16 protein-coding genes are annotated in these 23,587 nt (G+C 68.4%); 6 read left to right on the top strand and 10 right to left on the bottom strand.

What is annotated here, in order from left to right; all coding sequences use genetic code 11:
- Nucleotides 1–211 precede the first annotated feature (211 nt).
- Complete coding sequence (locus B4U45_RS23520) at nucleotides 212–589, top strand: PH domain-containing protein (protein WP_075545872.1); 378 nt, start codon at nucleotides 212–214, stop codon at nucleotides 587–589.
- Nucleotides 590–595: 6 nt separating this feature from the next.
- Here B4U45_RS23520 and B4U45_RS23515 read toward each other — a convergent pair whose 3' ends face one another.
- Nucleotides 596–1,441: a DoxX family protein gene (locus tag B4U45_RS23515; RefSeq protein WP_075545871.1), complete on the bottom strand. Its 846-nt coding sequence runs from the start codon at nucleotides 1,439–1,441 to the stop codon at nucleotides 596–598.
- Nucleotides 1,442–1,639: 198 nt separating this feature from the next.
- Here B4U45_RS23515 and B4U45_RS23510 point away from each other — a divergent pair, with 198 nt between their 5' ends.
- Entirely contained in the window at nucleotides 1,640–2,761 is a 1,122-nt protein-coding gene (locus B4U45_RS23510) for a PQQ-dependent sugar dehydrogenase (RefSeq protein ID WP_082275273.1), read from the top strand.
- 159 nt (nucleotides 2,762–2,920) lie between these two features.
- Here the strand turns inward: B4U45_RS23510 and B4U45_RS23505 are convergent, their stop codons facing one another.
- The 6 genes from B4U45_RS23505 to gatC all read right to left on the bottom strand — a co-directional run bounded on the left by B4U45_RS23505 (nucleotide 2,921) and on the right by gatC (nucleotide 9,342).
- Nucleotides 2,921–3,517, bottom strand: coding sequence for a flavin reductase family protein (locus B4U45_RS23505; RefSeq protein WP_075545870.1), 597 nt, complete (start codon nucleotides 3,515–3,517; stop codon nucleotides 2,921–2,923).
- A 39-nt stretch (nucleotides 3,518–3,556) separates the two neighbouring features.
- Nucleotides 3,557–5,077 carry an Asp-tRNA(Asn)/Glu-tRNA(Gln) amidotransferase subunit GatB gene (gene gatB, locus B4U45_RS23500; protein WP_075545869.1) on the bottom strand — a complete coding sequence of 507 codons (1,521 nt, stop codon included), beginning with the start codon at nucleotides 5,075–5,077 and terminating at the stop codon, nucleotides 3,557–3,559.
- Nucleotides 5,078–5,127: 50 nt separating this feature from the next.
- On the bottom strand, nucleotides 5,128–6,285 hold the full coding sequence (locus B4U45_RS23495) for a MinD/ParA family ATP-binding protein (RefSeq protein WP_082275272.1): 1,158 nt from the start codon (nucleotides 6,283–6,285) through the stop codon (nucleotides 5,128–5,130).
- A gap of 153 nt (nucleotides 6,286–6,438) precedes the next feature.
- Entirely contained in the window at nucleotides 6,439–7,470 is a 1,032-nt protein-coding gene (locus tag B4U45_RS23490) for an ATP-dependent 6-phosphofructokinase (protein ID WP_036411949.1), read from the bottom strand.
- Nucleotides 7,471–7,564: 94 nt separating this feature from the next.
- A complete protein-coding gene (gatA, locus tag B4U45_RS23485; RefSeq protein WP_075545867.1) occupies nucleotides 7,565–9,046 on the bottom strand; it encodes an Asp-tRNA(Asn)/Glu-tRNA(Gln) amidotransferase subunit GatA in 1,482 nt (493 codons plus the stop codon).
- Nucleotides 9,043–9,342 (bottom strand): Asp-tRNA(Asn)/Glu-tRNA(Gln) amidotransferase subunit GatC, encoded by a 300-nt coding sequence (gene gatC / locus B4U45_RS23480; protein WP_075545866.1) that lies wholly within the window; start codon nucleotides 9,340–9,342, stop codon nucleotides 9,043–9,045. Before gatC ends, gatA begins: the two co-directional genes overlap by 4 nt.
- Before the next feature lie 98 nt (nucleotides 9,343–9,440).
- Here gatC and B4U45_RS23475 point away from each other — a divergent pair, with 98 nt between their 5' ends.
- The gene (locus B4U45_RS23475) at nucleotides 9,441–10,097 is read left to right on the top strand and encodes an ACT domain-containing protein (RefSeq protein ID WP_089025155.1); all 657 of its coding nucleotides are present in this window, start codon (nucleotides 9,441–9,443) and stop codon (nucleotides 10,095–10,097) included.
- Nucleotides 10,098–10,111: 14 nt separating this feature from the next.
- Here B4U45_RS23475 and B4U45_RS23470 read toward each other — a convergent pair whose 3' ends face one another.
- The 3 genes from B4U45_RS23470 to B4U45_RS23460 all read right to left on the bottom strand — a co-directional run bounded on the left by B4U45_RS23470 (nucleotide 10,112) and on the right by B4U45_RS23460 (nucleotide 14,531).
- The gene (locus B4U45_RS23470) at nucleotides 10,112–11,266 is read right to left on the bottom strand and encodes an LLM class flavin-dependent oxidoreductase (protein ID WP_219859518.1); all 1,155 of its coding nucleotides are present in this window, start codon (nucleotides 11,264–11,266) and stop codon (nucleotides 10,112–10,114) included.
- Nucleotides 11,267–11,300: 34 nt separating this feature from the next.
- Nucleotides 11,301–13,352, bottom strand: coding sequence for an NAD-dependent DNA ligase LigA (gene ligA / locus B4U45_RS23465; RefSeq protein WP_219859517.1), 2,052 nt, complete (start codon nucleotides 13,350–13,352; stop codon nucleotides 11,301–11,303).
- A 141-nt stretch (nucleotides 13,353–13,493) separates the two neighbouring features.
- Complete coding sequence (locus B4U45_RS23460) at nucleotides 13,494–14,531, bottom strand: uroporphyrinogen decarboxylase/cobalamine-independent methonine synthase family protein (RefSeq protein WP_075545862.1); 1,038 nt, start codon at nucleotides 14,529–14,531, stop codon at nucleotides 13,494–13,496.
- A gap of 71 nt (nucleotides 14,532–14,602) precedes the next feature.
- On the opposite strand from B4U45_RS23460, the gene B4U45_RS23455 reads away from it, so the two are divergent.
- The 3 genes from B4U45_RS23455 (at nucleotide 14,603) to B4U45_RS23445 (ending at nucleotide 23,577) form a co-directional block, all read left to right on the top strand.
- Nucleotides 14,603–15,232: a sensor domain-containing protein gene (locus tag B4U45_RS23455; protein ID WP_075545861.1), complete on the top strand. Its 630-nt coding sequence runs from the start codon at nucleotides 14,603–14,605 to the stop codon at nucleotides 15,230–15,232.
- Nucleotides 15,233–15,682: 450 nt separating this feature from the next.
- On the top strand, nucleotides 15,683–23,329 hold the full coding sequence (locus B4U45_RS23450; RefSeq protein WP_075545859.1) for a SpvB/TcaC N-terminal domain-containing protein: 7,647 nt from the start codon (nucleotides 15,683–15,685) through the stop codon (nucleotides 23,327–23,329).
- A complete protein-coding gene (locus B4U45_RS23445) occupies nucleotides 23,266–23,577 on the top strand; it encodes a hypothetical protein (RefSeq protein ID WP_036448047.1) in 312 nt (103 codons plus the stop codon). The genes B4U45_RS23450 and B4U45_RS23445 overlap by 64 nt, the downstream gene beginning before the upstream one ends.
- Nucleotides 23,578–23,587 lie beyond the last annotated feature (10 nt).

The following is a 23,587-nucleotide window of genomic DNA, read 5'->3' as shown; positions in this document are numbered from 1 at the left end:
TGGTGCTCGGTCGACCTAGTCAGGCACCAACGCGCCGACCAAGTACTACAAGCATTGTGGGGAGCATTCCGGGCTCTCCGGCGGTGTCCATAGCGTCTGACGGTAGCCTTCGCACAGCTCAACCGTCAAATCCGGTGCCATAACACGCCCGCATGTGCGGGCGGGACCGCGCGGCCGCGGCACAGCGCGCGCACGGTGGAATGATACGAGGGTGGTTACTGGCTCACCGGTGGTGATCAAGGTGTCACCGATCGCGCACCTGGCCGTGGGATTTGCGACCCTGGGACTACTCATACCCGTGCTGGCGTGGCCGCCGAGTGCGCTGCTGCTGCTCATCCCGGTGTTGTTGTCGGCATTGATCGTCAGGCTGCGCACCGTCGCCGACGACGACGGGGTGACGGTGCGGACGCTGCTGGGTAGCAGGACAGTGCGCTGGGACGACATCGACGGCCTGCGGTTCCACCGGGGTTCGTGGGCGCGGGCCCGACTCAAGGACGGTACCGACCTGCGATTGCCCGCGGTCACGTTCTCGACCCTGCCGCAATTGACCGAGGCCAGCTCGGGGCGGGTTCCCAACCCCTACCGGTAAGGATGCTCAGGCCAGCGGGTTCACCCCGTTGAGGAACACCCACACGGCGATCCCGGCGGCAATGCCGGCCAGTAACGCCACGAATGACCCGATGAAGGGGCGTTGTGCCCAGCCGCGGCCCGCGTCGAGGCCGTAGCGGCCGGGGCCGCTCAAGATGACCGCAACAGCCATCACCACCAGCGAGATCTGGTATTCGTTCCCGTCGGGCAGGAAGTAGGTGAAGTGCGACTGCGGCCGGGCCGAGACCATCGCGAGCAAACCATTGATCAGGAACGCCAGTGCTCCCGCCGCCGCTAGCGGGGTGAACAGGCCCAGCACCAACAGCACTCCGGCGACGATCTCGCCGCCGGCACCCACATAGGCGAGGATGTCGGCGTGCTGATAGCCGACGTCGGACAGTGAGTTCTTGAATCCGGTGACCCCGGAGCCACCCCACCAGCCGAACAGCTTCTGCAATCCGTGGGCGATCAGGACCGCGCCCAGCCCGACGCGCAACACCAGCAGACCCAGATGCTGCGTGCCGCGCCGGCCGGCGGCGCGTACTCGCTCGTCGTCCTCGTCGATGTCGATCGCGGGTGCTGATGTCATCGGCCGCACGGGCGGCTGCGGCTGGGCGTATGGAAGTGGCTCCTGCGCCTCGACCAGGTGGTATCCCGAGTTGACGACACCGGAATTGGCGGGGTCATAGGGCGGGATGACCGTGGTGGTACCGGTATTTCCAAAGTCGCCCGAGTAGCTGCCGGGGCTCAAATCGTCTTCGGGGTCGACCAGGCTTGCCGAAACGGGGCGTCCCGCGGTTGGCCCCGGGGAACCGTCCGGCCGCTGCCAATGTGAATCATTCGAACTGGTCACTCGTGCCAGGGTAAGGGCATTTAGTCCTGAATTTGGGATTTGAGCGGCGCTTTCGCCTGTTGAGTCGGCAGTTCGTGCGCCGTGAGCCCCGCCGCAGGCCCCAAATCGGGCTCCGGCAGACCACCCATGGTTGATTGAGCCTGCGATGCGGCGGTGGCAGGTGGCGGGGGCGCAGCCAAAGTCCGTAGCCTGTCGGTCATGCGGATACGGCGGTCGGTTCGGTGCGCACTCACCGCGTTGTGTGCGGTGATGCTGGTCGCGAGCGGCTGCGCGCGGTTCAACGATGCCCAGTCGCAGCCTTTCACCACGGATCCCGAACTTCGGCCTCAGCCCAGCTCTACGCCTCCCCCGCCGCCGCCGCTGCCTCCCACGCCATTCCCGAAGGCATGTCCGGCGCCAGGCGTCATGCAGGGCTGTCTGGAGAGCACCAGCGGCCTGATCATGGGGATCGACAGCAAGACCGCCCTGGTCGCCGAACGCATCACCGGCGCCGTCAAGGAAATCTCGATCAGCGCCGAGCCCAAGGTGAAGATGGTCATCCCGGTCGACCCGGCCGGTGACGGCGGCTTGATGGATATCGTGCTGTCGCCCACATACTCGCAGGACCGGCTGATGTATGCCTATATCAGCACGCCTAGCGACAATCGCGTCATCCGGATAGCCGACGGCGACGTCCCGAAGGACATCCTGACCGGCATCCCCAAAGGTGCTACCGGTAACACCGGGGCGCTGATTTTCACCAGTCCCACCACGCTCGTTGTCATGACCGGCGATGCGGGCAACCCGGCGTTGGCCGCCGATCCCAGTTCGTTGGCCGGCAAGGTGCTGCGCATCGAACAGCCCACGACCATCGGGCAGGCGCCGCCGACTACGGCGCTGACCGGGATCGGCTCGGGCGGCGGCATGTGCATCGATCCCGTCGACGGCTCGCTCTACGTCGTCGATCGCACGCCCGGGGCCGACCGGCTACAGCGGATCACCAAGAAGTCGGAGGTCTCGACGGTGTGGACCTGGCCGGACAAGCCCGGTGTGGCCGGGTGTGCGGCCATGGACGGCACCGTGCTGGTCAACCTGATCAATACCAAGCTGACGGTCGCGGTCCGGCTCGCGCCGTCGACCGGCGCGGTGACGGGCGAACCCGATGTGGTCCGTAAGGACACCCACGCACATGCCTGGGCCCTGCGAATGTCGCCGGACGGCAACGTCTGGGGTGCGACGGTCAACAAGACCGCCGGTGACGCGGAGAAGCTCGACGATGTGGTGTTTCCGTTGTTCCCGCAGGGCGGCGGATTCCCACGCAACAACGACGACAAGACCTAGCCCGGTCAGCACAAACTCACGCCTGTCACAGCAACCACACGAGCCTCCAGGAGCCTCTGACGGTGCTGGTGCGCGTCGCACCCGACTATCAGCGACAAATCCCTACCGCCGCAACGTGGCGCGCGACGGCGCTGATGTGATGATGCGCTCAGCAGGTGCTCATGGCACGTCGAGGGTGAACCGCACGCCGTACCGGCGGGACACCTCGGTGGGTCCATAGAACCGCCCTGTGGGTTCCTCGTGGCCGGGGTCGAGGTCGTCGATGTCGGAGAGGTAAAGCAGTTCGTCGGAGCACTCGGGAGCCCAGACGCTCACCGGCTCCAGCAGGTAGCACACGTGGTCTCCGACATCGCTGCGACTCACTGTCCTGCCGACGAACCACGCCACCGCGTCATCGAGAATCGGCATCCCAAACGGGCCGGCGCGCCATGAGCAGCGAGCGAATTTGTCGGTGTCGTCCGCCGTTTGAGTGGCGAACAGTTCGGCCAGTGCTCGATGGTGCTGCGCCAACAAATGCACCGCCACATGGTCAGATCGGCCGGCTACCTCGGCGGTGCGATTACTCCTGGGCATGCCGATCATGAAACTCGGCGGCTGCACGCTCGTTTGCGTGGCGAAGCCGACCAGACAACCCGACGGATGACCATCGGCCTGGGTTGTCACCACGAATACCGGGGAATCCAGCATCGTCATCAGGTCGTCGAACGATTCATCGATCACCCCAACATCATGAATCGCGGCGACCTCTTTCGACACCTTTCGTAGCGAACTCGTAGAGACCAGTCAGCGAACCGGCTAACCCTGACCGCAGGCCGCCAACACCAACTCGCGCACCCGGGCCGCGTCGGCCTGCCCGCGGGTGGCCTTCATCACCGCGCCGACGATCGCTCCCGCCGCAGCCACCTTGCCGCCCCGAATCTTTTCGGCCACATCGGGATTGGCGGCCAGCGCCTGGTCAACAGCGGCCTGGGTCACCGAGTCGTCTCGGACCAGCTCCAAGCCTCGGGCGGTCATCACCTGCTCGGGTTCGCCTTCGCCGGCCAGCACACCTTCGACGACCTCGCGGGCGAGCTTGTTGGACAGCTTGCCGTCCTCGACCAACCGCACGACGGCCGCGACCTGGGCAGGCGTGATGGCCAGTTCGTCCAGCCCGATACCGGCCTCATTGGCCTTCTGCACCAGGAAGTTCCCCCACCACGAGCGCGCCTCCTTGCTGGAGGCTCCGTGCTTGACGGTCTCAGCGACCAATTCGACCGCGCCGGCGTTCACCAAATCCCGCATCACCTCGTCGGAAATGCCCCATTCCTGCTGAATTCGCTTGCGGCTCAGCCACGGTAACTCAGGAATGGTGTGGCGCAGTTGCTCGACCAGCTCACGGCTGGGTGCGACCGGCTCCAGATCGGGCTCAGGAAAATACCGATAGTCCTCTGCGGTCTCCTTGGTACGGCCGGGGCTGGTGTAGCCGGCCTCGTGGAAGTGCCTGGTCTCTTGGGTGATCTGGCCGCCGGCCACCAAGATCGCGGCCTGACGCTGCATCTCGTAGCGCACCGCGACCTCGACGCTCTTGAGCGAGTTGACGTTCTTTGTTTCCGTTCGAGTACCGAATTCCGTTGTACCCCTAGGCTTTAGCGACACATTGGCGTCGCAGCGCATCGATCCCTGGTCCATCCGCACGTCGGATACGTCCAGTGCCCGCAACAAGTCTCGCAACGCGGTCACATAGCCGCGGGCGACGTGCGGCGAACGTGCTCCGGCTCCCTCGATGGGTTTGGTCACGATCTCGATCAGCGGCACACCGGCGCGGTTGTAGTCGATGAGCGACGTCGTCGCCCCGTGGATGCGGCCCGTCTGGCTGCCGATGTGGGTCAGCTTGCCGGTGTCTTCCTCCATGTGAGCGCGCTCGATCTCGACCCGCCAGGTGGTGCCGTCTTCCAGCGGCGCTTCGAGGTAACCGTTGATGGCGATCGGCTCGTCATACTGCGAAATCTGGTAATTCTTCGGCATGTCCGGGTAGAAGTAGTTTTTCCGGGCAAAGCGGCACCAGGGAACGATCTCGCAGTTCAGCGCCAAGCCGATGCGGATCGCCGACTCGACCGCGGCCCGGTTGAGCACGGGCAACGAACCGGGCAGCCCCAGGCACACCGGACATACCTGGGTATTCGGCTCTGCACCGAACGCCGTCGCGCAGCCGCAGAACATCTTGGTCGCGGTGGACAGCTCAACGTGAACTTCCAGTCCGAGAACCGGATCGAAGCGCGCGACGACGTCGTCGAAGTCCAGCAAATCGGCCCCTGAAGCCCGGGCGGCAGCAGTCATGGGCTCGATCCTAGTGCCGACCCGGAGACCCCGGAGCCGGACATCTGCCGCTACATCCGCTTTGGGACCCGCTTAGGGAACATGTCCGCCAACGTCGCCGCCAGCTGCAGGTAGGCGCGCCGGCTTTCCTTGCTCAACCGGTCCAGACCGATTTCTTTGCCCGCATGGACGTGCCGGTCGAACGGCAGGACCACGGTGGCCGCCACGTCGGCCGACAACTGCTCGAGCTCCTTACCGGCCACAGTGCTCGGCCGGCCCGGTTCGGTGTGGTTGATCGCTAACACCGCCGTCGCGAGCATCGTGTGATACCCGTTGTTACGCAACCATTCCAACGTGATTCTGGTCTTTCGTATCGCGTCGATGGAAGTGCTGGTAACGACCACCAGGGCCTGCGATTCCGGCAACACCGCTTCCATTGCGCTGGACTCGAGCGCCTTGACGCAGTCCACGAGTACCACCGAGTAGTGCTTGCGCAGAATGGAAAACACTTTGACGACGTCGCTGCGCTCCACTCGCCAATTGCTCTTCGCATATTCGGGCAGGCCGAGCACTTCCAGCCCGCAGCTGTTCATATAGGTATGCGCCCGCACATCCGGATATCTGGTGACCGAATCGTCCATGAGCAGGTCCACCATATTCAGCCGGCTGCGACGGCCATGCCGATCGGACAAATCGCCGCCGTCGATGTCGACGGCAACCACCCGGTCGTTGCGCACCTGCGCGAAAGTCGAGCCGAGTGCCTCGACCACCGCGGTCTTGCCGACCCCGCCTTTGAGGTTGAGCACCGCAATGGGAAACGCGCTGCCGACCGGGGCGCGGACGCGGTCGCGCAGCTCACGTTCGTAAGCCGGGCCTTTGCCGGGGCCGAAGTCTCCGCGGCTGATGCGCCAGATCAGGTCTCGCCAGCTGAAACCGATCGTGTCGTCGGTGTGCTGCTCGTCAAGAACGTCAAGTGCCATCCCACCGGGGGCCCGCTCACGAGGAGGCGGCGGGGCGATCGGTGTCGCTGCGGGGGTCCGAGCCGTCGACCAGGGCGCAGACGAACGGTAGGCAGGGGCTTGGCGGCGGTAGACCCGCGGGTCCGTGGTGGACGCCCACTCGGCCGGAGGGCGGCGGCAGGGCGGGGCGGTGTGCCAGTTCGGCGCCGATCGCGGCGTCGGTGGGGTGGCCTGAGGCAGGTCTCCGCGAGCGGGATCGCGGTTGCTCATACCCCACGGTATAGCCGGGCTGATTTGCCCGAAAACCGTAAATAAGGGGGATCCTGGAAATGCAAGCAGCAGTCAAGCAAGAATTATCCTGGCGTTCAGCCCGCGCTACCGGATGTTCGACGAATTTCGAGCGATCGGTGCGAAACGCCGGCGTCAGCCGAAGAAAGCGGCGGCGTCGTCGTAGCGGCTCTGCGGCACCAGCTTGAGTTGGCGAACCGCGTCCGCCAGGGGAACACGGCCGATGTCTTGTCCGCGCAGCGACACCATCTGGCCGTATTCGCCCGCGTGTGCCGCGTCGGCGGCGTTGACACCGAAGCGGGTGGCCAACACCCGATCGTAGGCCGTCGGGGTGCCACCTCGCTGGACGTGCCCGAGCACGGTCACCCGGACATCCTTGTTAATCCGCTTCTCCACCTCGGCGCCCAGCTGCGCGGCGACCCCGGTGAAACGCTCATGGCCGAACTCGTCAATCCCGCCTTCGCGTAACTGGATGGAGCCGGCGACCGGTTTGGCGCCCTCGGCGACCACACAGATGAAGTGCGAATCGCCGCGCTGGAAGCGCTGTTTGACGAGCCGGCACACCTCCTCGACGTCGAAGGGCTGTTCGGGGATCAGCGTCATGTGAGCGCCGGAGGCTAGACCGGAGTTGAGCGCGATCCAGCCGGCGTGGCGGCCCATCACCTCCACCAGCATCACCCGCTGATGGGATTCGGCGGTGCTATGCAGGCGGTCGATGGCTTCGGTCGCGACCGTCAACGCCGTGTCGTGGCCGAAAGTCACGTCGGTGCAGTCGATGTCGTTGTCGATGGTCTTCGGCACGCCGACCACCGGCACGTTCTCCTCCGACAGCCAGTGCGCCGCGGTCAAGGTGCCTTCCCCGCCGATCGGGATCAGCACGTCGATGCCGTTGTCGTCCAGGGTCTGCATGATCTGGTTAAGGCCGGCGCGCAGTTTGTCCGGGTGCACGCGCGCGGTGCCCAGCATCGTTCCGCCTTTGGCCAGCAGCCGGTCGTTGCGGTCGTCGTTGCGCAATTGCATGCGCCGGTTTTCCAGCAATCCGCGCCACCCGTCCTGGAACCCGACCACCGACGAGCCGTACCGGGCATCGCAGGTGCGCACCACGGCTCGGATGACGGCGTTGAGGCCTGGGCAGTCGCCGCCTCCCGTGAGAAGTCCAATCCGCATGCCATCATCTTGCACCGCGGCTGGCTCGGGCCGCGAGCAGACGCAGAATCGCATGCGCGGGGCCCGCGCAGTGCGATTCCGCGGCTGCTCGCGCCTAAATCGGTGAGGGCAGCGGGCCGCGGGCTGCCTCGTAGGCGGCTCCTACTCGGTAGAGCCGGTCATCGGCCAAGGCGGGCGCCATGATCTGCAACCCGACCGGCAGCCCGTCGTCCGGGGACAGCCCCGACGGCACCGACATGCCACAATGTCCCGCCAAATTCAGCGGCAATGTGCACAGGTCGAACAGGTACATCGCCAGCGGGTCGTCGACCTTCTCCCCCAGCGGGAACGCGGTGGTGGGAGTCGCGGGCGAGACCAGCACGTCGACCGATCGATAGGCCTCGTCGAGATCGCGGGCGATCAGCGTGCGCACCTTCTGGGCCTGGTTGTAGTAGGCGTCGTAGTAACCGGCCGACAGCGCGTAGGTACCGATCATGATGCGCCGCTTGACTTCCGGGCCGAAGCCGGCGGCGCGGGTCATGGCCATCACTTCCTCGGCGCTGCGGCTGCCGTCGTCGCCGACCCGCAGTCCGTAGCGCATCGCGTCGAAGCGGGCCAGGTTGCTCGACACCTCCGACGGCAGGATCAGGTAGTAGGCGGCCAGCGCATGATCGAAGTGCGGGCAGTCGACCTCGCTGACCTCGGCGCCCAAAGCGGTCAACTGCTCGACAGCGGCCTGGAACGACGCCAGCACTCCCGGCTGGTAGCCCTCACCGCGGAGTTGCTTGACCACCCCGATGCGCACTCCGCTCAGGTCGCCTTTAGCGCCGGCCTTCGCGGCACCGACCACATCGGGCACCGCCGCATCGACGGAAGTGGAGTCGCGGGGGTCGTGCCCGGCGATCACCTGGTGCAGCAGCGCGGTGTCCAGCACTGTGCGTGCGCAGGGGCCGCCCTGATCCAGCGACGACGCGCAGGCCACCAGCCCGTAGCGCGACACCGTGCCGTAGGTGGGTTTGACACCGACGGTCGCGGTCAGCGCGGCCGGCTGGCGGATCGAGCCCCCGGTGTCGGACCCGATGGCCAGCGGCGCCTGGAATGCGGCCAGCGCCGCGGCGCTGCCACCACCCGAGCCACCGGGCACCCGGTCGACGTTCCATGGGTTGCGGGTGGGGCCGTAGGCGGAGTTCTCGGTCGAGCTGCCCATCGCGAACTCGTCCATGTTGGTCTTGCCGAGAATCGGGATGCCGGCCGCGCGCAACCGCAGCGTCAAGGTGGCGTCGTAGGGCGACCGCCAGCCCTGCAGGATCTTCGAACCGCAGGTGGTGGGCATGTCGACGGTGGTGAACACGTCTTTGAGCGCCAGTGGCACGCCGGCCAGCGCAGATGGCAGCTGTTCGCCGGCGGCCAGCGTCTGGTCGACGGCGGCTGCCGCGCTCAAAGCCTGGTCGGCGGCCACGTACAGGAATGCGTGGTACCGGTCGTCGGTTGCCGCGATCTGGTCCAGGCAGGCCTGAGTGAGTTCGGTGGACGACAGCTCCTTGGCGGCGATCTTGGCACCCAGCGTGGCGGCGTCGGAGCGGATGAGGTCGCTCACTCGGCGTCCCCCAGGATCTGCGGGACGGCGAAGCGGCCGTCCACGGCCTGCGGCGCCGCGGCCAGCGCCTGCTCCTGCGTCAGGCACGGCGCGATCTCGTCGGGGCGCGTGACGTTGACGTCCTTGAGCGGATTGCCGGTGGCTTGCACGCCGGTGACGTCGACGGCCTGGATCTGGCTGACGTGCGCCAAGATGGCGTCGAGTTGACCGGCGAAGTGGTCGAGCTCATAGTCGGTCAGCGCCAGACGGGCCAGCCTGGCCAGGTGGGCCACCTCGTTGCGGGAGATCTGGGACACGAGCGAAAAGCCTAATGGGGAGCGTGCGGCTGGTTCACTCGAGTCGCTCTGCTCTTGCCGACATGCCGCGGGCGCGTGGCTGTGTAACAGTGTTGGCCGTGCCGTCGTATCTGTTGCGCATCGAGCTGGTCGACCGTCCAGGCAGCCTGGGGTCGCTGGCGGTTGCGCTCGGGTCGGTGGGCGCCGACATCTTGTCGCTGGACGTCGTCGAGCGCAGCGCCGGGTACGCGATCGACGACCTGGTGGTCGAGATGCCGCCGGGCGCGATGCCGGATCGGCTGATTACCGCCGCCGAGTCGTTGCCCGGCGTCCGGGTGGACAGTCTGCGTCCCCACACCGGGCTGCTGGAGGCGCACCGCGAGCTGGAGCTGCTCGACCACGTCGCCGCGGCCCGTGACAATGCGTCCCGATTGCAGGTGCTTGCCAACGAGGCGCCCAGGGTGCTGCGGGTGAGCTGGTGCACCGTGTTGCACAGCTCCCAGGGCGCGTTGCACCGGCTTGCCGGGAGCCCGGGCGCCCCGGAAACCCGGGCCGATTCGGCACCGTGGCTGCCGATCGAGCGCGCCGCACCGCTCGACGGTGGCGCCGACTGGGTGCCGCAGGCCTGGCGTGACATGGACACCACGATGGTGGCCGCACCGCTGGGCGACCCGCACATGGCGGTGGTGCTGGGGCGGCCGGGCCCGGAATTTCGGCCCTCGGAGGTGGCCCGACTGGGCTATCTGGCCGGAATCGTGGCCACCATGCTGCGCTGACCCATTGCGGCGTATCAGCCGCCGGGTGCAGGGTCGCCTCGCCGGCTGGTCAGCGAACGGGCGACACGCATGGTGGCCCAGAGCCCGTAGCGAGCCGCACGCCGGGACACCAGACCGGATACGGGTGCCAGAACCACGTGGCGCATCCCCGCGTCGCCGAAGGCCCGCAGCTTGGCCAGCACCTGCCGCGGAGTTCCCCACAGCAACGGCCCCTCGGTCATCACGGCGTCCGGCACCGCGGCGATGGCATGCTCGACCGCCCGGCGACCGTGGCGGTCGGGCACGAAGTCGACGAAGGTGTCGAAGTGCGCCCCGAGCGGGTGTACGGCCCCGGCCTGCCGCCACACATCGGCGGGCGCAACAAGCCCAAGCATCCGGACGGCCCTTGTGTCCAGCATCGCCCGCGCCTCCCGTTCGGTCGCGCCGATCACCGCGAAGCGATGCAGCGCCGGTGTGATCGACTCTGCGTCTCGCCCAGCCTCGGCGGCGGCCGCGCGCACCGCCGCCAACTTGGCCGCGTACTCCTGGGGCGAGACCACCGAGACGGGATACCATCCGTCGCCGTAGCGTCCCGTCAGCCGCAGCATCCGCGGACCATGCCCGCCGACCCAGATCTGCGGTACCCGCCCGGGCGGAGCCTCCAGGTCCATGGTCGCCCGGTCGAGCCGAAAGTGCTTGCCGGAGAACGTGATAGGACCGCGTGCCGACAGGCACAGCCGGATTACCTGCAGGGCCTCCTCCAGTCGGGTGACCGGCTCGGAGAAGTCGAGTCCATACGGGTCGACATTCATCCGCTCGCCCGCGCCGATACCCAGGATGGGCGCGCGGCGGGTGAGATGAGACAGCGTCAGCATCGCCTGGGCGATGAGGACGGGGGGCCGCCGGATCGCCTCGGTCACCCCGACGCCCAAGCGCACTCGCCCGGCCCGGGACGCGAGATATCCCAGCAGAACCTGGTAGTCATAAAACTCGTGTGGGCTCTGATCTTGCGCCGCAAGCCAGGTGAGGTCTTTGTTCCAGATGGCGCGGGGCACACCGCTCTGGAAGTGGTCGATGAGCATCACCGACTCCAGCCGCGCCACCCGCGCCGCAAGCAATAACGCCCGAGCGCCGCTCATTGGCGGCTGCGTCCCGATCTGCAGCCCCACCGAGATCGCCGAGTTTGTCATGATCCTTCGCGCCTCAGGTCAACCCGTGCGCCGCTCACTGCGTTGCAGCTTCGGGGTCGGGAGGGCCTTCGGCCAACAGCTTGCGAAAGCCGTCTTCGTCGAGGATCGGCACGCCGAGTTCGATGGCCTTGTCGTACTTCGATCCCGGCGAGTCGCCGGCGACGACGAACGAGGTCTTCTTCGACACCGAACCGGCAGCCTTGCCGCCGCGCGCGACGATCGCCTCCTTGGCCTCGTCGCGGGAAAAGCCGGCCAGCGAGCCGGTGACGACGACGGTCAACCCGGCCAGCGTGCGCGGCACATTCTCGTCGCGCTCGTCGGCCATCCGCACCCCGGCGGCCCGCCACTTGTCGACGATCTCGCGATGCCAGTCGACGGTAAACCATTCCGCGACCGCCGCGGCGATGGTTGGTCCCACACCCTCGACGGCGGCCAGCTCCTCGGCGGATGCCGCGGCGATCGCATCGAGCGTGCCGAATTCGGTGGCCAGCGCGCGGGCCGCCGTCGGGCCGACATGGCGGATCGACAACGCCACCAGCACTCGCCACAGCGGTGCGGCCTTGGACTTGTCGAGGTTGGCCAGCAGGCGTTTGCCGTTGGCCGAAAGCCCGCCGGCCTTGGTGCGGAACAGCTCGGTGCGCAACAGGTCGTCTTCGGTCAGCGCGAACAGGTCGCCCTCGCTGGTGATCACACCGGATTGCAGCAACGCGACGGCCGCCTCGTAGCCCAGCACCTCGATATCCAGAGCACTGCGGCTGGCGACGTGAAACACCCGCTCCCGCAGTTGCGCCGGGCAACGCTGGGAGTTGGGGCAGCGGATGTCGGCGTCGCCCTCCTTCTCCGGGGCCAGCGGGGTGCCGCATTCGGGACATGTTGTGGGCATGACGAATTCGCGTTCGGACCCGTCGCGCAAATCGACGACGGGCCCGAGCACCTCGGGGATCACGTCGCCGGCTTTGCGGATCACTACCGTGTCGCCGATCAGCACCCCCTTGCGTTTGACTTCCGAGGCGTTGTGCAACGTGGCCTGCGCGACCGTCGACCCGGCGACCTTCACCGGCGTCATGAACGCGAACGGGGTGACCCGCCCGGTGCGCCCGACGTTGACGCGAATGTCGAGCAGTTTGGTCTGCGCCTCCTCGGGCGGGTACTTGTAGGCGATCGCCCAGCGCGGGGCCCGCGACGTGGAGCCCAGCCTGCGCTGCAGCGCCACCTCGTCGACTTTGATCACCACACCGTCGATTTCGTGGTCCACCTCGTGGCGGTGCTCACCCCAGTAGTCGATGCGCTCCCGGACCCCGGCCATGTCGTCGACCAGCGTGGTGTGCTCGGACACCGGCAACCCCCAGGCTTGTAACGCCAGGTACGCCTGGTGCAGGGTGGCCGGGCGGAAACCTTCGGTGTGGCCCAGCCCGTGGCAAATCATCCGCAGGCGCCGCCGGGCCGTGACGGACGGGTCTTTCTGGCGCAGTGAGCCCGCCGCGCTGTTGCGGGGGTTGGCGAACGGCGCCTTGCCCTCCTCGACCAGGCTGGCGTTGAGCGCCTGGAAATCAGCGACCCGGAAGAACACCTCGCCGCGGACTTCGAGGACGTCGGGAATCGGGTAGTCGTCGGTGGTGCGCAGCCGTTCCGGAACGTCGTCGATGGTGCGGGCGTTGAGCGTGACGTCCTCGCCGGTGCGGCCGTCACCTCGCGTCGAGGCACGCGTCAGGCGGCCTCCTTGGTAAACCAACGACAGTGCCACGCCGTCGATCTTGAGCTCAGTGAGGTAGCTGGCGGCGTCACCGATTTCGGCGTGGATGCGGGTGGCCCAGGCGCCGAGTTCCTCGGCACTGAACGCGTTGTCGAGGCTGAGCATTCTTTCCAGGTGGTCAACCGGCTCGAACTCCGTCGCAAAACCGGCGCCGCCGACCAGCTGCGTGGGCGAATCGGGCGTACGCAGCTCCGGATACTGTTCTTCGAGCGCTTCCAGCCGGCGCAGCAGCTGGTCGAATTCGGCGTCGGTGATGATCGGCGCGTCGCGCACGTAGTAGCGGAACTGGTGTTCGCGGACCTCCTCAGCCAGCTCCTGCCATCGATGCAACACGTCGGGCGGCGTGGTGTCGGCTTCGGACGAACTCCCCCTGGCAGGCTAGCTGAGGGGTCTGACCCGCCGAGATTGCCGTGATGGTCGGGCTAAGCCGGCCATGCGCGACCGTGACGGCAATCTCGCGAAGGTCAGCCGAAATCAGATGGCGTCCGGGTCCTCGGCGAACGCCTCGGCAGCCCTGCGGGCCAGCTCGATGGCGGCGCGCGCCCAGCCAGGCGTCGCGCTCGCCAGGCCGCAGGCCGGGGACACCCCGACGCGGTCGCGCAGCGCCGAACGACCGAAGCCGAGCCGATCGGTCACCGCGACGACCTCGGCGGCGACTTCCTCGACCGCCGGTCGCCGCTGCGGCGCGCTGGCGGGGACGACGCCCAGTACCACGGTGCGGCCCGACTCGACGAAGGCCGCGATGCCGTCCAGGTCCGCCGCGCGCAGCGTGCCCGCATCCACCGACACCGCACCAATAGCGCTGCGCGCCAACAGCTCCCACGGCAGCTCCGGCGCACAGCTGTGCACCATGACGTCCGCGCCGGCCGCCGCGGCGCAGCTGTCGAGCAACGCGCCGGCCACCGCCTCGTCGAGGGGGGCCACCGGGTTCAGTGCGGTCACGCCGGTCAGCCGGCCGCCCAGGGCCGCCGGCAATGACGGCTCGTCGAACTGCACCACCACCGACGTGTCCAGCCGGCGGGCCAGCATCGCCCGGTGCGCGGCGACGCCTTCGGCCAGCGAGGCGGCCAGGTCACGCACCGCACCCGGGTCGGTGATCGCCCGGTGGCCGTTGGCCAGCTCCAGCCCCGCGCTCAGCGTGATCGGTCCGGGCGCCTGCACCTTGACCACGCGCCCGCCGCCCCGCAGACCGGCGCTCTCCCAGGCCTCTTCGAGGGCGTCCATGTCCTCGTTGAGCATGCTGACGGCTCGGCGGGTCACCGCGCCGGGCCGGGCGACGATGCGGTAGCCGCGCGGCACGGTGTCCACCGCCAAATCGAGCAGCAGGGCGCCGGCCCGGCCGAGCATATCGGCGCCCACTCCCCTGGCGGGCAGCTCGACGAGATGCGCCAGGGCATCGGCCAGCTCGCCGACGACGACCTCGGCGGCCGGCCGCGCCGCCGTGCCGGGCCAGGATCCGATGCCGGTGGCCCTTGCGAACGGCGGCGCGAAAGGCGGCGCGAAATCACTCACTTGTCAACCGTATTCGAGGGCTGTTTAGCGGCCGGGCGCACGGGTAGGTTGCAAACACAGAAGGGTGGCTGATGGCAAGACGGATCCGGCCGCTGCTGTGGTGCTGCGCGATGGCGCTGACGGCGGCGTGCACACGCGTGGTGGATGGCGAAGCACTGCCCCCGTATGGCGCTTACCCGCTGGATGTGCTCAACGTCGACACCGTGCTGTTGGACCAATCGAGGATGCGCGCGATCACCGGTGCCGGTGACGACCTGACGATCGTGCCGTCGACGGACGGCAAACACCCGATCGACATCGACGCCCTCGCAGACACCCTGCCCCGGGAATGCCGGTTCATCTACGCCGAGACGGCAATCTTCGGGCCCGACATCGCAGGTTTCCACAAAATCACCTTCCAGGACCCGCCCGAAGGTGCCCTGATCTCCGAGGGCGCCGCGGTGTATCGGGCGCCCGACATCGCCCGGCATGCCTTCGAGTCGCTGGTGGCGGCCGTGGGGAGTTGCGCAAACAGTTCCAGTGGCGCGCTGCTGGTCAGTACGTGGCATGTCGACGGCGACTCGCTGCACATCCGGCCCGGCGACTGCGGCCGCGACTACCGCGTGCTCTCGGTGACGCTGCTGGAAGTCACCTTCTGCGGTTTTCCGGAGTCGGTGCCCGACATCGTGATGACGAACATGGCCGCCAACGTGCCGCATTAGAGTAGCCGATCACTCTTTTGAGTGGCGCTTCGGAGCGATAGGCTCGTCGCTAATCGCGCGTCATACGTAAACGAGTCGGGTCCGTGGCAGCAGCATCCATACCTCTGGGCCGACGCGCCCGATTTGCTGATCTCAGTGACCGCGCGATAGGTGGTCAATGGCCTTGCCGCTCAAGCGATTACGTGGGATCATCGGCGGGCCGAGGATTTTCTGCTCTGAATCGGTAAGGGACGGGCAGGCAACGATGGTGACGATCGGGGACGACCTTTCCGGCGCCGATTTCCTCGGCACCAGACACCGGGTTGACGGTGGACGCATGGTCGACGGAGACGGCAAGAGGCAGTTTCGGCCCGGAGCCGACCTTTGCAGGCCCCCGGGTGGCGGTGAAATGAAGCGGGATGAATACCACCCGGACACCATCGAACTGCCTTGTGCCGTATCGGAAGCCCCGTGTCGCAGCCGCTGACCGAGCACGGGACCGGCGCCGCGGCGCCGCTGGCGCTTCCCAAGGGCGGCGGGGCGATCCGCGGCATCGGTGAAAAATTCGGGGCCAATCCCGTCACCGGATCCGGCAGTCTATCCATTCCGATCCCCGCCAGCCCTGGGCGCGACGGCTTCGGGCCCAGCTTGACCCTGACCTACGACAGCGGTTCGGGCAACGGCCCGTTCGGCTTCGGCTGGACGCTGCGCCTTGCCTCGATCACCCGGCGCACCGATCGCGGGCTGCCTCGATACCGGGACGCCGAGGAGTCCGACGTGTTCGTCCTGGCCGACACCGAAGACCTTGTTCCGGTGCTCACCGACGCCGGTGCGCGCTGGGAGGACCGCGCCAGCGCCCCCGGCTACGTCATCCATCGCTACCGGCCCCGGTTGGAGGGCCTGTTCGCGCGGATCGAACGCTGGACTCACCGCAGTGACGGCGACGTGCATTGGCGCTCGTTTTCCCGAGACAACGTCCTGACAATCTACGGCCGCGACGACCGGTCACGGATCCGCGACCCGGCCGACAGGCGCCGCATCTTCTCCTGGCTGGTGAGCGAGACCCGCGACGACAGGGGTAACGGCATCCTGTTCGACTACGTCGCCGAGAACGGCGCCGGGGTCCCACTCGAGCGGGTGCACGAGCGCAACCGCGGCGACCGCGCCGACGCGGCCCGCGGCGCCAACCGCTACCTCAAGCGGGTACGGTACGCCAACCGCACGACGCTGCTCGACGAAAATGGCGACCGCCCAACCGATCTCACCCAAGCTGTGATCGATACGACGGTGTGGATGATGGAGGTGGTCTTCGACTACGACGAGGGTCACTTCGAAACGCTGCCGCCCGCCCCCGGCGTACCGGTACGCGAGCAGCACGCCCTGGTTCGCGCCAGCCCGCAGCCGGCGCACGCGTGGGCGCCGCGGCCGGACCCGTTCTCGACGTTTCGGCCCGGATTCGAAATCCGCACCGTCCGGCGCTGCCGGCGCGCACTGGTGTTCCACCACATTCCCGACGTGGCCGGCATGGCCGAACCCGTGCAGCCCGGTTACGACGGCCTCGTCGCCGCCACCCACTTCGACTACAACGACCTGAACCTGCCCGCCTCCGTCGCCGTGGAACACGCGCACGAAGGAAGCACCCGCTACGGCTCCTTTCTGTGCGCGGTCACCCAGTCGGGATATCGCCACGCCGACGCGCCCGGCACCGAACTCGAGCAGTCGCTGCCACCGGTGCAGCTGCGCTACAGCCGCCCGGCGATCCAGGAGGCCGTCCGCCAGCTCGACGCCGCCGACATCGCCGACCTCCCCGCCGGCCTCGACGCGCGGCGCCGACTCGTCGATCTCGACGGGGAAGGACTGCCCGGCATCCTCGCCGACGAGGCGGGCTGGTGGTATTACAAAGCCAACCTCGGCGGGGGCCAATTCGATGCCGCCGCAGCGGTTTCCAGCCAGCCGCGGTCGGGGCGCGACCGGTTGATCGATCTCGACGGGGACGGGCGCCCAGCCCTGGTCTGCCTCGACGGCCCGGTGCCCGGCTACTACGAACGGGCACCGGGTGTCGGCTGGGAAAACCTGCGTGCCTTCGAACAGCTTCCCGCTCTGATGTGGGACGACCCGGCGCTGCGCTTCGTCGACGTGGACGGCGACGGCCGACCTGACGTCCTGGTCACCGAAGACGAAGCGCTGGCATGGTATCCGTTCCTGGGCGACGAAGGATTCGGCGAACGGGTGCGGGTGCCCGCGGCACTGGACGAGGAGCTGGGCCCACGCGTCGTCCTCGCCGATGCGCTGGAATCCATCCAGCTCGCCGACATGAGCGGCGACGGGCTGGCCGACATCGTCCGGATCCGCAACGGCGATGTCTGCTACTGGCCGAACCTGGGTTACGGCCGCTTCGGCGCCAAAATCACCCTCGACGACGTCGCACCCTTCGACGACGCCGAGGCGTTCGATCAGCGTCGCATCCGGCTGGCCGATATCGACGGATCCGGCACCACCGACCTCATCTACCTCGCCGACGACGGTATTCGCCTGTACTTCAACCGCTCCGGCAACAGCCTCAGCGAAGCGCGCCCGCTCCCCCCGCTCCCGCACCTCGACGACGTGGTCAACGTCATGGCCGCCGACCTGCTCGGCAACGGAACCGCGTGCCTGGTGTGGTCGTCAGCGCTGCCGGCAGACGCCGCCGCACCCATTCGCTACCTCGACCTGATGGGCGGCGCCAAACCGCATCTGCTGGTCGCAACGACCAACAACATGGGCGCCGAAACCCGCGTCGAATACGCGGCGTCGACCCAGTTCTACCTCGCCGACAAGCGGGCCGGCGTGCCGTGGCCGCTCCCGCTGCCGTTCCCCGTACACGTCGTGGAGCGGATCGTCGTCGTCGATCACATCAGCGGCAACCGATACGGCACCCGATTCGCCTACCACTACGGGTATTTCGACGTCGCCGAGCGCGAATTTCGCGGCTTCGCCAAGGTCGAACAATGGGACAGCGAGGCCTTCGCCGCGCTCGATCCCGCCGGCGCGGGCCCAGGCATCACCAACCTCGAGGCGTCCTCGCAGGTGCCGCCGGCACACACCGTGACCTGGTTTCACACCGGCCAGTGGGAGCAACGCGCGGAGTTCGACGCCGCGCTGGCCCGCGACTACTACGGCGATCCGCAGTTGGGTGAGCCGGTGCTGCCGGCCGGGCTTTCCGTTGACGAGGAGCGCGAGGCCCGCAGGGCGCTCAAGGGTTCGCTGCTGCGGCGCGAGGTCTACGGCCTGGACGGAACCCGCCGCCAGCCGCACCCCTACTCGGTGACGGAAAGCATCAGCACCGTGCGCTGTCTGCAGCGCCGGGCCGGCAACCGGCACGCCGTCTTCCATACCGCGCAACGTGAGACGGTCACGCTGCACTACGAACGTGAGCCGGACGACCCGCGGGTGCAACACGACCTGACCTTGGAAGTCGACGACCACGGCAATGTCGTGCGCGCGGCGCAGGTGGTGTATGGGCGGGCAATACCCGACGGTGCGTTGCCACCCGAGGAGCAGGCCGCACAGGCCGCGGTGCATGTGCTGCTCGCCGAAAACCGGATGACCGACCCCCTCGACGAGCCGGCCACCTACCGCGAGCCGGTGCCCTGCGAGCAGCGTCGATTCGAGGTGACCGGGATCCCACCCCCGGCCGCTGCGACCCGATACGGGTTCGACGACCTGGCCCGCCGGACCGCGCACGCCGCCGAAATCCCTTTCGAGGCAACGCCGACCGGCGCCACGGCGCAGAAGCGTGTGGTCGACCACCGCCGCGCCTACTTCCGCCGCGACGACCTCAACGGCCCCGCCCCGTTGGGCAGTACCGGTCGCCGCGCGCTGCTACACCAGCGCTACGCGCTGGCGTTGACGCCCGGTCTGGTCGACCAGGTATACGGGACCAAGGTGACCGCCGCGCTGCTCGACGGCACCGGCCGCTATGCGCACCCCGACGGCCACGCCGGCTTCTGGACCTCGTCGACCCGCGAGCTGCTGTCGCCCGGCGCAACCGACAGCCCGGCACAGGAATTCGCTTACGCCCGTGCGCATTTCTTCCGTCCGCTGCGCCTTCGGGACCCGTTCCACACCGCCGTCACCAGCACCGAGTCGTTCACCGTGCTCGACGCGCACGACCTGCTGGTCTTCGAAACCCGCGATGCGCTGGGCAACACCACCCGCGCGGTCGGTCTGGACTACCGGGTGCTCCGCCCGTCGCGCCTGGCCGACCCGAACGGCAACGTCAGCGCCGTGGCCTACGACGCGTTCGGCGTGGTCGCGGGCAGCGCCGTCATGGGCAAACCCGCGCCCGCCCCCGCCGAGGGGGACACTTTGGACGGCTTCGTCGCCGACCCGACACCGGCGCAGGTGCAGGACTTGCTGGCCGATCCGCGCGGGCCGCTGGCGGCCACCCTGCTGGCGGGCGCGACGACACGAACCATCGTGGACCGCAATGCTTTTCTCCGGACACCGGCGGGTCCGCCGGTCACCGTGACCATCGTCAGGGAAGTCCACGTGTCCGAGCTGCCCGCCGGGGCGGCCAGTCCACTGCAGGTCCGCCTGGCCTACTCCGACGGCCTGGGCCGGCAGGTGCAAACCAAGGCGCAGGCACGGGCCGGGCCGGTTGCGCAGCGCGACGCCGCGGGCGCGGTGATCGTCGGCGCCGACGGGCAGCCGGTGCTCACCGCGGCCGACGCGGACCCGAGGTGGGTCGCCAGCGGCTGGACGGTGTACAACAACAAGGGTTTTGCCGTCCGCCAGTACCAACCCTTCTACACCGACCGCCATCAGTTCGAATTCGATGTCCGGGTGGGGGTCAGCCCCATCACGTTCTACGATCCGCTCGGCCGCACGGTCGGGGTGCTGCATCCCGACCACACCTGGCAGAAGACCGTCGTCGGCGCGTGGCGTTCGGAATCCTGGGACGCCAACGACACGGTGGCGCTGGTGGGCGCCGCCGACGACGACGTCGGTGGGTTCTTCGAACGCCTGCCCGCGGCGGCGCACGTCCCGACCTGGGCCGCGCTGCGCACCGATCCCGCGCTGTCGGCCGCGCGCTGGCCGGATCCCGGTGACCGGGCGGCGCACCGCCGCGCCGCCGAGCAGGCGATGGTACACGCCGCGACACCGACTGTCGCGCATAGCGATTCGCTCGGACGCGCGGTTCTGACGGTGGTGACCAACCGCTACAAATACTCCGACGCCACACCGGCCGACCCGCCGACCGAGCGCAGCTACCGCAACCGGGACGTGCTCGACATCCTCGGCCGGCGCCGCGCGGTGATCGACGCGCGCGGGCGGACCGTGCTGCGCGCCGCATTCGACCTGCAGGGCAACCGGATCCACGAAGCCAGCATGGAAGCCGGGGCCCGCTGGAGTCTGACCGACGCCATCGGCGGCGCGCTGGTCTCCTGGGACGACAAGGGGCGGCGCTTCACCACACGCTACGACGTGCTGCGCCGGCCCACCGGCACCGTGCTGACCGACGGCGGCGCCGACATCCTGGTCGCCGACACCATCTACGGCGAATCGCGGCCCGACCCGCAGGCGGCCAACCTGCGTGGGCGTGCCGTCGAACTGCGGGACCAGTCCGGCTCGGTGACCACCGACCGCTTCGACTTCGCCGGCAATCCGCTGCGGGTGGAACGCGCGTTGGTGGCCGACTACCGCAGCGTCATCGACTGGTCCGGTCCGGTCGACCTGGAAAACGAGCGCTACCTCAGCGCCACCCGGTTCGACGCGCTGAACCGGCCGATTCAGGTCATCGCGCCGCACAGCAGCCAGCCCGGCGCCGCGGTCAAGGTGCTGCAGCAGCAGTACGACCAGGGCTCGCTGCTGCGCCGCCTCGACGTGTGGATCGACGAATCCGATGAGCCCACAACGCTTCTCGACCCGGCCAGCGCCGACGTCCCCGCACTAGCCGACGTCCGCTACGACGCCCAGGGGCGCCGTATCCAGGTCGACCGCGGCAACGGTGTGCGCACCACCGCCCGCTACCACCCGCTGACCCAGCGGCTCGCCGAGCTACAGACCCGTCGCACCTCAGCAGCTTTCGCCGACTGCCCGGACCCGCCGCCGGCGGGATGGCCCGGATGCCAGCTGCAGAACCAGCGGTTCGTCCATGATCCCAGCGGCAACATCGCCGCGGTGCGCGACCTCGCCCAGCAGGCCATCTTCTTCCGCAACAGGCGCGTCACCGCGGACAGCGACTACACCTACGATGCCTTTTACCGGCTGATCGAGGCGACCGGCCGCGAGCACATCGGCCAGGCGGCGCCCTCCCCGGCCACGTACAACGATGTTGCGCGCCTTCGTATCCCGCACCCAGCCGACGGCAACGCGATGGCACGCTACCTCGAGCGCTACACCTACGACGACGTCGGCAACCTCCAAGCGGTGGCGCATGTCGGCACCGATCCCGCCAATCCGGGATGGACCCGTACCTATGCTTACGCCGAGGCCAGCCTGCTGGAGCCGGCCCAGCACAGCAACCGGCTCACCAGCACGACAGCGGACGCCGTGACCGACGTCTACGAATACGACGAGCACGGCAACACGCTGAAAATGCCGCAGCTGCAAGCGATTCAGTGGGACTTCGCCGACCGGATGCGGATGACGCGGCGTCAGGCAGTGAACGCCGGCGACGCCGACGGCACCGCCCACGCCGGCGAGCGGACCTATTACGTCTACGGCGCCGGCGGCGAACGGCTGCGCAAGGTCACCGTGACGGCCGCCGGCGTCGTCGTCCAGGACCGCATCCAGCTCGGCGGCGTGGAGATCCTGCGCCGCGCCGGCCCGTCACCGATGACCCAGGAGATCCTGCACATCCCCGACGGTTCGGCCACCCTGGCCATCGTCGAGACGACGCTGTCCGGCGGGCCGCCAGGGGCGCCGAAACACCTTGTGCGACATCAGGTCCGCGACCAACTCGGTTCGGCGGCGGTCGAGCTCGACGACCAGGCGCGGATCCTCAGCTTCGAGGAATACACACCCTACGGCGCCACCACCTACCAGGCGGTGCGCAGCCAGACCGAGACACCCAAGCGATTCCGCTTCCTGGGCGCCGAGCGCGACGAGGAATCGGGCCTGCAGCACCTGGGCGCCCGTTACTACGCGCCCTGGCTGGGCCGGTTCGTCTCGTGCGATCCGATAGGCATCGAGGGCGGCACCTGTCTGTACGCATACAGCCGCGCCAATCCGGTTACCCGCAAAGACCCGGGCGGCATGGGCGACGAGCCGACGGCCGCCGGCGGTATCACGATCACCAGCGGCGGCAAGGTCAGCGCGGGACCCTTTGTGGTCAACCGGGATCCGTCGAAATACGTCGTCGCGTTCGGACCGGGAATGGGCTACATGGATCGCGCCGAGCACAACACCGGGCTCATTCCGCTCAACATTCAAGACAAATACAACTGGGGACGGCCGGGCACGGGACCGCCGGCGTTCTTCCCGTCCGGTCCGGAGCTGGAGAAGCAATTTCAGGTACCCAACTCCCAGGGCCAGCGACGCGACCTCTACCCCATGTTCTCGGCGCTGATGACCGAGGAGGCGCTCGAGGGCAAAGTCGCCAGCACGGTCCACTTCGACATGCGCAAGGTCAACCCGACACCGAAGATGCCGCCGCTGGTGCCCGGTGACCCGGAGGCTTCCACGCCCGGGTACTCGTGGGCCGACTTCCACTCTTCCGCCGAAGCTCGCCGGGTGCTGGCGCACCTGGCCGACACCGCCCCCGGCGACCGCAAGGTCGACATCTTCATCGAACACGAAGACGGAATCTCGATCATTCGCAAGGGCTCCGGCGCGGTCGAAGGCGCGCCGCTGCCGCAGCGGCTGGCCAAATTCGTGCCCAACCTCAACAACGGCGGCACCCGCGGCAGCGGCGGCGGAACAGGGACGGCGCCGACCGGCGGCGGTGCGCCGGGCGGGGCTCCAAGGGCGGCGGTTCGCGCGGCGGGCCCAGCCTGGGTCAGCGGGTCGGCGGTGCGGTCGCCGGTGCGGCCAAGGTGGCGATCCCGGGCGTCGTCGAAACGGAGGCCATCGTGGGCAGTAGCGCCCTGCTGGCCTACGGCCTCGGATATCACACCGCGGCCGCGACATTGCTGACCGTGGCCGAGGCGGTACCCGTGGTGGCGGCTGCGGGCGCGGGCGGCGCGCTCGCCGGACTGGCGGCACGCAACGCCGCCAAGGAATACCTGGGCGCCACCCAGCAAGAGGCCGACACGATCGGCTTGCTGGCCGCGGTCGGCGTGGGCGCCGCCATCGGATCCGTCATTCCCGGCGTGGGCACCGCCGTCGGCGCGGCAATCGGCGCCGCGGTGGCGGGCATCGCCTACCTGTTCAGCATCTGGTGACCGAAGGGAC

It is taken from the genome of Mycobacterium persicum (assembly GCF_002086915.1).
GTDB lineage: Bacteria > Actinomycetota > Actinomycetes > Mycobacteriales > Mycobacteriaceae > Mycobacterium > Mycobacterium persicum.
This window is presented reverse-complemented; position numbering and strand designations above follow the sequence as displayed.

Excerpts from the sequence above, each read along its gene's own strand:
- B4U45_RS23455 (WP_075545861.1), top strand. The coding sequence starts at position 14,603 with ATGGCAAGACGGATCCGGCCGCTGCTGTGGTGCTGCGCGATGGCGCTG.
- B4U45_RS23495 (WP_082275272.1), bottom strand. The coding sequence starts at position 6,285 with ATGAGCAACCGCGATCCCGCTCGCGGAGACCTGCCTCAGGCCACCCCA.
- B4U45_RS23490 (WP_036411949.1), bottom strand. The coding sequence starts at position 7,470 with ATGCGGATTGGACTTCTCACGGGAGGCGGCGACTGCCCAGGCCTCAAC.
- B4U45_RS23510 (WP_082275273.1), top strand. The coding sequence starts at position 1,640 with ATGCGGATACGGCGGTCGGTTCGGTGCGCACTCACCGCGTTGTGTGCG.
- B4U45_RS23470 (WP_219859518.1), bottom strand. The coding sequence starts at position 11,266 with ATGACAAACTCGGCGATCTCGGTGGGGCTGCAGATCGGGACGCAGCCG.
- gatB (WP_075545869.1), bottom strand. The coding sequence starts at position 5,077 with ATGACTGCTGCCGCCCGGGCTTCAGGGGCCGATTTGCTGGACTTCGAC.